Origin of the sequence: Thalassotalea sp. SU-HH00458 (genome assembly GCF_040362795.1) — a bacterium.
In the GTDB taxonomy this organism is placed as follows: Bacteria; Pseudomonadota; Gammaproteobacteria; order Enterobacterales; family Alteromonadaceae; genus Thalassotalea_H; species Thalassotalea_H castellviae.
In genome coordinates this window covers 480565-491472 of the sequence record NZ_BAABWW010000001.1, presented here as the reverse complement: position 1 = coordinate 491472, position 10908 = coordinate 480565, and the positions used below count along the sequence as shown (strand labels likewise).

The 10908-nt window shown below is 37.9% G+C and carries 9 protein-coding genes; 5 read left to right on the top strand and 4 right to left on the bottom strand.

Going from position 1 to position 10908, the window contains the following annotated elements:
* The first annotated feature begins 122 nt into the window (after positions 1 to 122).
* Entirely contained in the window at positions 123 to 1055 is a 933-nt protein-coding gene (locus tag ABXH06_RS02180) for a LysR family transcriptional regulator (protein WP_311578538.1), read from the top strand.
* 12 nt (positions 1056 to 1067) lie between these two features.
* Here ABXH06_RS02180 and ABXH06_RS02175 read toward each other — a convergent pair whose 3' ends face one another.
* Entirely contained in the window at positions 1068 to 1988 is a 921-nt protein-coding gene (locus ABXH06_RS02175; protein WP_311578536.1) for a LysR family transcriptional regulator, read from the bottom strand.
* 99 nt (positions 1989 to 2087) lie between these two features.
* Here ABXH06_RS02175 and ABXH06_RS02170 point away from each other — a divergent pair, with 99 nt between their 5' ends.
* Together ABXH06_RS02170 and gabT are read left to right on the top strand one after the other, a co-directional pair.
* Positions 2088 to 3545 (top strand): NAD-dependent succinate-semialdehyde dehydrogenase, encoded by a 1458-nt coding sequence (locus tag ABXH06_RS02170; protein WP_353517115.1) that lies wholly within the window; start codon positions 2088 to 2090, stop codon positions 3543 to 3545.
* A gap of 27 nt (positions 3546 to 3572) precedes the next feature.
* Positions 3573 to 4850 (top strand): 4-aminobutyrate--2-oxoglutarate transaminase, encoded by a 1278-nt coding sequence (gabT, locus tag ABXH06_RS02165; RefSeq protein WP_353517114.1) that lies wholly within the window; start codon positions 3573 to 3575, stop codon positions 4848 to 4850.
* Between the two features lie 133 nt (positions 4851 to 4983).
* On the opposite strand, the gene ABXH06_RS02160 is transcribed toward gabT, so the two are convergent.
* Positions 4984 to 5334: a MazG nucleotide pyrophosphohydrolase domain-containing protein gene (locus ABXH06_RS02160; protein ID WP_353517113.1), complete on the bottom strand. Its 351-nt coding sequence runs from the start codon at positions 5332 to 5334 to the stop codon at positions 4984 to 4986.
* Positions 5335 to 5542: 208 nt separating this feature from the next.
* Between ABXH06_RS02160 and ABXH06_RS02155 the strand changes: the two genes are divergently transcribed.
* Both ABXH06_RS02155 and ABXH06_RS02150 read left to right on the top strand, forming a co-directional pair.
* Positions 5543 to 7675 (top strand): TonB-dependent receptor, encoded by a 2133-nt coding sequence (locus tag ABXH06_RS02155; RefSeq protein WP_353517112.1) that lies wholly within the window; start codon positions 5543 to 5545, stop codon positions 7673 to 7675.
* Positions 7676 to 7810: 135 nt separating this feature from the next.
* Complete coding sequence (locus tag ABXH06_RS02150) at positions 7811 to 8935, top strand: PepSY-associated TM helix domain-containing protein (protein WP_353517111.1); 1125 nt, start codon at positions 7811 to 7813, stop codon at positions 8933 to 8935.
* Here the strand turns inward: ABXH06_RS02150 and ABXH06_RS02145 are convergent.
* Positions 8925 to 9536, bottom strand: coding sequence for a LysE family translocator (locus ABXH06_RS02145; RefSeq protein WP_353517110.1), 612 nt, complete (start codon positions 9534 to 9536; stop codon positions 8925 to 8927). The genes ABXH06_RS02150 and ABXH06_RS02145 overlap by 11 nt on opposite strands.
* A gap of 249 nt (positions 9537 to 9785) precedes the next feature.
* On the bottom strand, positions 9786 to 10898 hold the full coding sequence (locus ABXH06_RS02140) for a DUF3083 family protein (RefSeq protein ID WP_311578517.1): 1113 nt from the start codon (positions 10896 to 10898) through the stop codon (positions 9786 to 9788).
* Between the last annotated feature and the right edge of the window lie 10 nt (positions 10899 to 10908).

The window sequence follows — 10908 nt, the reverse complement described above, 5'->3', positions numbered from 1 at the left end:
TAATTAAAAATATATATATTTAATAGTTTTTATAGATAAATATATATAGTTTGGTTGTGTTCATTGATTCTCTTGATGAACTTTAAAGCGGTTTACTACTTAAAATAAATAACGGTGAATGAATGCCTAAACGCTTACCGACTTTACGGCAAATGCAAATATTACTAGCACTTGCTGAGCATAAAAATATCTCTCGTGTAGCTGAAATTTTACATATTTCTCAGCCATCTGTTTCTATACAATTAAAAAATTTAACGGAAGTGTTTGATAGTCCGCTTTATCATGTCAATGGCCGCAGTCTTGAGTTTACAGAAGCTGGAATTGCTGCGGTTAATACGGCGCAAGAAATGTTTTTTTCTTTAGACAAGTTACACATAGAGTTAGAAGATCTCAAAGGAGCCAAAGCTGGTGTCTTAAAGTTGGCGGTAGTTTCAACGGCAAAATATTTTTTACCGATATTACTTGGCCCATTTTGCAAACGTTATCCATTGATTGATGTACAATTAGATATTGGTAACCGTGAGCAAATTATCCAACGCTTTAACCAAAACAAAGATGATTACTATATTTTTAGTCAATATCCCAAAGCCGATAATTTAGTTGCTGAGCCTTTTTTAGAGAACCCTCTGGTTGTTGTCGCGCCTGTCAATCATGAACTAACGAAGAAAATGCCCATTAGTTTGAATCGTCTATCTCACTATCCATTTCTTTTAAGAGAATATGGCTCAGGCACACGGCACTCTATTGAAGATTTTTGTCAGCAGCATAATATCTCACTGAAAGCTAAAATGACCATTGAAAGTAATCAAGCGATCAAGCATTCAGTAGCGGCTGGCTTAGGTTTAGCTATTTTAAGTAGTCATACCTTAGATTACATGCAAGATGATAATTTGGTGAAGTTAGAAGTTGAACATTTTCCGATTAAAAGTCAGTGGTACTTAGTACGCAACAAAAAACGCCATCAAACCATTTTGGCCGAACTATTTTATCAATATCTGCAAGAAGAAGGCTTAGAAAAACTGAAAAACATTGCAAAAAATCATCGTAGTTTTTAACTAAACAACTAGTTACTGTTGGAACACGTTGTGAAAAACCTCTTGCAAAAGCGTTACTTTTTTCACTTCTCGTGGATACTTTTTAGAGGCTAACGACAAATTAAATGTGTAGGTTAGCTCCCCAGGTTTAATAAGTCTTAACAAGCCTTGATTTAGCTCTTCTTGAATATGACTTTGTGGCATATAACCAATATAACGGCCAGAGAGGATCATTATTTTACGGGTATCAAATTGGTATGACTTAGCCGCTAGATTTAATTTATTTAATTGTTTTAAACCATCAGAAGAAATGTCTATGCCCGGATGAATGGCTGGGGTATTTGCGAGCGTTTCAGCGGTAATTTCACTATCTAACTGATTAAAAAGTACATGTTCTTTGGCACAACATAAATAAATAGGCTCGTTAAACAGAGGTTGATAAGCAAGGCCTTCTATTTTTTTGTATTGTGGAATTAGACCAATATGTGCTTTATTATTTAAAAGATCTCGCTCGATATTTTGTACCGAATCACTGTCTAAAACGATGTGTAAGTTTGGCGAATGATCGTGTATTAGCTGAATGGTTTTGGCGAGTAATGCTTGGTTGGCGTTGTCGAGTTTATCTGCGCATAAAATAACTAATTCACCACTGAGTTCTTTTCCTAATGTACTCACTAATAAAGAGAAATCATTTAGCGAGTCAAATAACTCAATTACCGCTCGATACACCGATTGTCCGTCTTCGGTTAAGGCAAAACCACCGCGACCACGCAAACATAATTTTAATTTCATGCGGGTTTCTAAGTTCGACATATGCACGCTAATAGTTGAGCGGGTTATGCCTAATGCTGATTCTGCAGCAGCAAATCCTCCATGTTCGACAACAGAAACGAAGATACGTAAAAGCCTTAAATCATATTCTGTAATTGGTTTTGGGATAATGGATACTTTCAAAGTTTTACCTGTTTAAAACTTTAGGTTTAATGTTTGGTATTTAACCTGAAGCAAATTTATTATTCAATAGTTTTCATTGGTAATTGTAAGGAGAATAAAATGCTAGGCATTAAAGATACTCAATTGATTAAAAAATTTTCATATATTAATGGTAGTTGGCATAGCAGCTCATCGTTATTTAAAGTGACAAATCCGGCTAATAACGAAGTGATCACCAAAGTCAGTGACGCGGGTAAAGAAGAAACTGAATTAGCCGTGAAATCAGCCAAAGCCGCGCTTGCTTCGTGGTCGGCAAAATCTGCCAATGATCGGGCAAGCTTATTACGAAAGTGGTTTGATTTAATGATGGCTCACCAAGACGATCTTGGTCGTATTTTAACGTTAGAGCAAGGTAAACCTTTGGCAGAAGCTAAAGGGGAGATAGCTTACGGTGCGGCGTTTATAGAATGGTTTGCCGAAGAAGGTAAACGAGTCTATGGCGATACTATTCCTGCGCCTGCTGGCGATAAACGAATCGTGGTAATAAAGCAACCTGTCGGTGTAGTTGCTTCCATTACCCCGTGGAATTTCCCAAATGCAATGATTGCTCGTAAAGCCGCAGCTGCCTTAGCATCAGGCTGTACTTTTGTGGTTCGCCCTGCCACACAAACGCCACTTTCTGCATTAGCAATGGCTGAGTTAGCCGAACGTGCTGGTATTCCAGCGGGCGTTTTTAATGTGGTAACAGGAACTGATGCTAGAGGTATGGGGGAAGTACTGACTCAACATCCTGATGTTGCAAAATTCACCTTTACTGGCTCAACCGGTGTTGGACGTCAACTGATTGCACAATGTGCGAGTGGTATTAAAAAAGTTTCGATGGAATTAGGTGGCAATGCACCTTTTATTGTTTTTGATGATGCTGATATCGATGCCGCAATCCAAGGCGCAATTGCATCGAAATATCGAAATGCCGGACAAACTTGTGTGTGTACGAACCGCATTTTTGTGCAACAAGGGGTGTTAGCTGAGTTTACTGACAAATATATTGATGCCGTAAACGCGTTAAAGGTTGGTGATGGGCTTGAACAAGGTATTAATATTGGTCCAATGATTTCTGATGCAGCGGTTGCTGATGTTGAAAAACTGGTTCAAGACTCGGTTGCTGCCGGCGCTAAAATTGTCTGTGGTGGAAAGCGAGATGCAACGGGAGAAAACTTCTACCAACCAACGGTAATGAGTGATGTGACCAATGATATGCCCATTGCAAAGAATGAAATATTTGGCCCCGTTTCGCCGATTATTTCTTTTGCCAATGAAGATGAAGTCATCGCTATGGCAAATGATACAGAATATGGCTTAGCGTCCTATTTTTATACTCGAGATATTGGCCGTGTTTGGCGCGTTGCTGAGAAGCTCGATTATGGCATGGTCGGCATTAACGAAGGTGCAATTTCAAATGCTGCAGCGCCATTTGGTGGTGTTAAGCAATCAGGTAATGGTAGAGAAGGTTCTAAATACGGTTTAGACGATTATTTAGAAATAAAATATTTATGCATGGGTGGCTTAAATAGCTGATCAAAAGTCACAAATTAGGAATTAAAGATGTTAAATAAAACGTTACAAGCAAGAAAAGTTAAAGCTATTGCTAGAGGGCAGGGCAATGTTTATCCGGTCTATGTAGATCATGCGGTGAATTCAGAACTCTGGGATGTTGAACAAAATCGATACATAGATTTTGGTACTGGTATCGCGGTATGTAATACCGGGCATAGCCATCCGAAAGTAGTCGCGGCGGTTAAAGCTCAGATTGAAAAATTTAGCCATACCTGTGTGATGGTTAACCCTTATGAAGTGGCAGTAGAGTTGGCGGAAAAGCTCATTGATATTGCTCCTGGGGAAAGTGACAAAAAAGCTATTTTTGTTTCTACAGGCGCAGAAGCCGTTGAAAATTGTGTGAAAATTGCTCGTGCTCATACGAAAAGACGAGGAGTCATTGCCTTTAACGGAGGGTTTCATGGCCGGACTAATTTAGCGATGGCATTAACAGGAAAGATCACGCCTTATAAAAATTTATTTGGCCCGTTTCCTGGTGATATTTTTCATGCTCCTTTTCCTATTGAATGTCACAATATTAGTGTTGAGCAATCGTTAAAGGCATTAGAAAATTTGTTTAAAGTTGATATTGCCCCAAGCGATGTTGCAGCCATTATTGTTGAGCCTGTGCAAGGTGAAGGTGGCTTTTATGCTGCTCCGGCTGAATTTTTACAAGCATTGCGTCAGCTTTGTGATGAGCATGGCATTATGTTGATAGCGGATGAAATTCAAACTGGTTTTGGTCGGACGGGTAAAATGTTTAGCTTTGAACATGCTGGCGTTGAAGCTGATTTAATGACTATGGCGAAAGGCATCGCGGGTGGTTTTCCTATTGCTGCTGTTGTTGGTAAAAGCGAAATTATGGATGCACCTTTGCCTGGTGGTTTAGGTGGTACTTATGGTGGTTCACCGGTAGCGTGTGCAGCAGCATTAGCGGTGTTAGATGTTATTGAAAGTGAAAATTTGATCAAGCGTTCAAATCAAATTGGTGATCTTTTTAATCAACGCTTAACGCAATTAAAAACTGCTTATCCTGAGTTAATATTAGAGGTCAGAAATCAAGGGGCGATGATCGCCTTAGAATTAATTGAGAACGGTGATGCTGAACAAGCAAATACCGCGTTAACTCAAGCTATTATTGCTAATGCAGCTGAGCATGGTTTGATTTTATTAGCGTGTGGTTTTTATGGTAATGTCATTCGGTTCTTACCAGCATTAACTATTTCTGATGAACTTATTCATGAAGGACTTGATAGTTTTGAGAAACTGTTCGCAAGTGTTGTTTAAGAGTAAGTCTCTTAATTCAGTTCATTTAACTGGATAGCTTGCTGTATTGATGAAGCATATTAAGAGGTGACTGCTAATTTGGGCAGTCACGTCTTTCACAATGAATATGAGCTACTTTACATAACTTAGCGATTTATTTTACTCTTCCACGACTACCTCGTTGCTCATTTTTTGCCATTTTGAGTAATAGCGCTTTTTCCATATCTATGCCTTGCCAATGAGCTAAATCAAGCACTCTAAGTACGATATCGGCTAATTCTTCAGAAAAATTTTCACTAGGTTTTTCGTGGCGACATTCGTTAATTGCTTCACCTACTTCAGAAGCTACAAGGGCAAGTGCTTCAAGCGTTGTTTTATTGTGCCAGCCCATTTTTTCTACCCATAAATAGTTTTGCTCGGCTATTTCATTAATCGTCATATTTAATCGCTCATCTTTTTTTGGAATACAGTAACACAATAGCCCTTCTTGGCGAGTGTTAATCAAACTTCTCTAACGGCTCTGGTCAACATGCTTAAATGTGAAAGTTACCGTTAATAATTTGTTGATTATTCACACTAAAGTTTGAAATTTGTGATCTATTAAATGGATGTTTTAACTTAGCATTAAAAACACTAAATATCACCATTGCAAATGATAACGATTTTAATTAGTATTGCGTTTTTTATTTTCTCACATATTTTTCGGAGTACTAATGTTTAAAACTAAGTTGAGCGCACTTACCCTGTTACTTGCTCAAAGCACATCATTTACAACTGTTGCAAATGATGAAATGTCATCGTTCGACGACGTTGAACGTATTGTTGTTACAGGTAGTCGTATCGTTGAAAGTATTGATGAAGTACCCTCTTCAATTACGGTTATCAGTCGCCAACAAATTGAACAGCACTTGAAAGTGTCGTCAGAGTTACAAACATTATTATCTACGTTAGTGCCAGGCTTAGCGCCTAGTACTGGAACATCAAGTAATTCGGGGCAAACATTGCGTGGACGTTCACCGTTAGTAATGATTGATGGCGTACCGCAATCAACACCGTTACGTAATGGCGCGTTAGGCATTAGAACCATAGATCCTAATTCACTTGAGCGTATTGAAGTCATTAAAGGCGCAACTTCTATTTACGGAAATGGTGCAGCGGGTGGCATCATTAATTACATAACAAAACGTGCTGATGGTGACTCGGCCTTTCAAGGTAAAGTTGGTTTATCGAGCCGTTTTAGTGCCGTAAAATTAGAAGATAGTACGGGACAACGTATTGAAGCCGCAATAAATGGTCAGTTAGATAAGTTTAGTTATGTTGTCACCGGAAGTTATGAAGAAAATGGCGTGCAGCGTGATGCTGAAGGGGATGTGTTGGGTTTGAAATATGGTCTATCAGACGCCACAATGCAGAACTACTTTACTAAATTAGCCTATCAAATTGATGAAGATAAGTCGGTACAGTTTGTGTATAACTATTATGAATCAGAACAAAAGAGTGATTTGATAGATGTGGTTGGAAGTGTCAATACAGGAGTTAAAACTTACGCCATAACAGCGCCTGAAGGCACCCATGTTTTAGGTAAACCACAAGGTCCGAACAATAGTAATGCAATGTTTAAGTATACCGACGAAGCATTGTTTTCAAATACTCAACTAGTGATTGATGCTTATGCACAAGCCGTTGAAAATATCTTTTTTTACTCACCGACATTAGCAAACCAGAGTGAAGGTTATTCAGGTGGTCAATCGGTGATCAAGTCTGATAAAAAAGGCTTGCGAGTTACCTTAAATAGCCAGTTTGAATGGGATAATGTAGAAGCGACATTGATTTACGGGGTAGACGCGTTAAATGATAATACTTCACAACCGCTTGTTGATGGTCGCCTTTGGGTGCCTGAAATGGATATGGAAAACCTCGCAGGCTTTGTACAAAGTAAATGGGTCATTAATGATGATCTTATTATAAAAGCAGGTGTTAGACGTGAAGAAATTGACCTAGGCGTGGCGGATTATAGCACGTTAAAGCTTTGTAAAACGCCGACATTATGTTCAGTTCCTGTGGATGTCACGGGTGATACCCTAAATTATCGAGCTACTACGTATAATTTTGCTATTCGATACAATTTTAATGAATATTTTCAGCCCTTTGCTAGTTATTCGCAAGGCGCAGACATCTCAGATATTGGTCGTTTATTACGGACAGCAACCGTAACCGATATCGCCGATATTCAAACAGAAGCGTCAATTATTGATAACTATGAGTTCGGTTTTAATTCAAATTTTGAACAACTCAGGTTTGAATTTTCGGCTTATCGCAGCACATCTGAACTTGGTACAACGAATAGCTACGATCCAACGACCGGTGTTTATATGCCTGTTCGAGCTCCACAAGAAATTTATGGTTATGAAGCTTTAGCCGTTTATAACGTGAACGAGGCATTAGACTTTAGTGCTTCTTATTCTTGGGTTGAAGGTAAAGACAAAGCAAATGATGCTTATTTAGGTATTAAGCAAATTAGTCCACCAAAAGCTGTATTAAATCTTAATTGGCGACCTCTCGATAACGCTACTGTTGCGCTTACTTATTTATATGTCGGTGAACGGAATAAGTTTACCCCTGAAAATGGAAGTTATGTGGGAGATCTCGGCAATATTGATGCTTACAATATTATGAATTTAAGTGGCAAGTATGCCTTTAGCAATGACTGGTCGGCATTTTTTGGGATTGAAAACTTATTCAATAAAGATTATTACCCAGCAAAATCACAAGGTTATACCTACAGTGGCTACAATGTTAAAGGAATAGGCACTACAGCGAATGTTGGTGTTAATTATCATTTCTAGAATATTTAAACACTAACGCATAAATCTTCAGTATTGAAAGCAAAGCAACCTAACCCTTGCTTTGCTTTTTGTCGGTTGGTTTTTCAATCATTGTACGGACATGAAGTCCATTTTGTCAGTTAAAAGGAAAGTGTCTTGAAAGTTTGGTTTCGCCGAATACATTTAGTCTTAGCATTATTAAGCGGATTGTTTCTCGTGAGTTTAAGTATCTCGGGCGGGTTATTACTGTATGCCAAAGATATTCAAGCATGGATCAATCCACAATACTGGTTAGTAGAAGATAAGCCAAACCCGCTCAATAAAGCTTATCTACCGTTAAGTGAACTCGTTGAGCGTATTGAAAACAAAACTCAACAGAAAGTGATTATTATTGAACAAGCAAGCCAGATTAATCATAGTTGGCAAGCGCGTTTAGCGAATAAAAAGTATCTTAATATTAATCCTTATACAGGGGAGATATTATTAGAACATCGTTTCTACGATACCTTTTATGGCTTTGTGATGTCTTGGCATCGCTGGTTGTTGTACACCGATGAGCAAGGGAAAACACCAATGAAGGTGTGGATGTCGATTGCAAGCTTAATATTAATTATTGAGATAGTTTTTGGTGTTTATCTATGGTTAAAACCAAAACATCGACTTAAACGTTTAAAGGTAAGGTGGCGGGCGAAAAATAGGGTATTACTTCATCAATTACACGGTACTTTAGGTGTGTTATTCGCTTTACCATTAATTTTAATCGCCTTTACGGGTATGACTTTTCAATGGCAAGCGCAAACTAAAGCGATAGTTCAATGGTTAACTTTAGGTCAAGTAGAGCAACATACATTTAAGGGTAAAGTGAGCGATTCAAAAAATAATTATCAGTTAGATAAAGCCTATATGAATGCAAAATCTGCTTTAGCTGATGGCAGTGTTTATCGTATCTATTTGCCAAAAACAGATCAACAGCCACTTGCTTTGCGCATGAAAATGCCGCAAGAGAGCCATGGTTATAGTTGGAGTTGGGCAAATCCTTATTCAGGTGAGGTATTATCTACTTTTAATGCGGGCGCAGCATCTTGGACAACTCAAGTGTGGAATTTTAGATATAAATTTCATATTGGCGAATTCATTGGTTGGCCAGTAAAAGTATTGTGGTTATTAATCAGTGCATTACCTGTATTTTTTGTTTTTACTGGCACTTATTTATGGTTAAAGCGTGTCAAAATAAGGCAACATCAGCAAGTAAGGGAAGATTTAAAACGAGCTAAGCGGTAAATGCAGTAATGGTTTCGCTCAGCATTGGGTACAAAGATGTTAATAATATTATCGCCATTATGCGGTTAAATCGTTTAACGTAAACTTCATGCGTTAAAATATTTTGCAGCCATTTGCCAACCATTAACCATGCGAATGAACACGGAAGTCCAAATACAAAATAAAAGCCTGAAATAATAAGTACTTGTTCGATAACATTATTATTAGGTGTAGAAAAAGCGATTATCGCACTGACACACATAACCCAGGCTTTAGGGTTAACCCATTGAAATGCAGCTGCTTGCAAAAAACTAAAAGGTTTTTTATTGCTATTTAATTCATTATTAACTGGCATAGTGGCAATTTTAAATGCTAAATATAGCAAGTAACTTATACCGAGTATTTGTATCAGTTGATGTAACAAAGGCCATTGCTGAAATAACGACATAATGCCTAAACCGACACAAATTATCATCACTAAAAAGCCAGTGTTTACGCCAAAAACATGAGGTAAACTATCACGGATACCATGATTAACCCCTGAGGTTAAAATCATAATGTTGTTTGGGCCGGGTGTACCTGAAGTAGAAAAAACAAATAAAATCAGCGCAATAAATTCCATGTGCTTTGCTTGTTTACGGACGTTAGGTGACATTAAGTCGATGAGACATAGTCTATTAAGTTTATTTGCTTTAAAACATAAACAATATTTTAAAAATAAAACCTATACAGTTTTCTTTTGACAGTTAAAGGGCCTTTAAAGCTAGGCTTAGGGGAGGAAAACTAGTTAAGTGATAAGAAAATAAAACGCCCTAAATAATCGCGTTAGCTTATTAAGGGCGTTACTGGTAATCAGATAGTTATATACAAGCTAGATATTATTGGCAATGTGCTGATGAAATCTTACTTTTAACTCTTCTTTATCGTTAATGTATTCAAGTTTTTCGGCCATCGAACGTAAGGCACTTTCAACTTGAGATAAAAACTTGCCGTGGCCATGACTAGTGATGTTTTTATTTGAAGCGATAAAAATTAATTGTGCGGAATCAACCAGTTTATCGGCTGACCATTTACAAGTGTAACCCCCTGAAGTGTTCTCAGGATTGTAGCCTAGTTTTTGTAATTCACCATTGGTAACAACGATTTCGTCTTCGCTGGTTCTAACAAAAGGCACTAGACCATTGGCGATAACCGCGCCATTGTTTAAGTTATGTTGTTTTGCCGCATGAATTACTGCATCCGCGATAAAATTATAAAGTGCGTTATAAGGTTCTGAAGCTGTTTCGTCTATTTCAACCAGTTGCTTGATGCGTTTACTGATTGGCAACTCAACCGTGACATAGCTTAAGCTATCTGACTCTGGTGCAACATCAACGTTAGAGGCTTTATAACGCACGGCTATGGGTCTGAGTTTATGGGTTTGTGTCCCAGTAATACCTTTTTCTTTAGCGAATAAATCGTAAGTTAAGTGTTGGTGATCACATAATCGGACGCTGCCCTTGGCTAAACCTGTTTGCTCGATAAACTGTTTGACAGCTTGATTTACTTTTTCATGAAGTAAAGGAGCGTCAGCGCGAATATCATTGCTGTTGGTTAAAAATACTAGGTTGATTTTGCGTGCTTTTTTGCTGCCATCAAAATAAGCATTCTGGCTATAGTGATAAACGGGATTATAAAGAAATACAATTTGTTGCTCGGTTTGTGCAGTTAGTTTTTCAGGCGAATAACGCACGCGAGTGAATTTGTCATTGCCGACAAAGTGACAACTTTCAATATTTAAATCATGGCAAATTTTGAAAAACAACTCAGATAGTTTTTGATAAAAATCTTGATAAGGCTGCTCGGCATTCTCATCAATGTTTCCTGACACTTTTTTAATTAAGTCATCGGTGAGGGTAAATTTTGCCAATAAATATTGGTTTTCTCGCACTGAAGCGGGAATATAAACTTTATGCTGCGAACTTCTAATACGTGATATTGACATTATTCTTCCT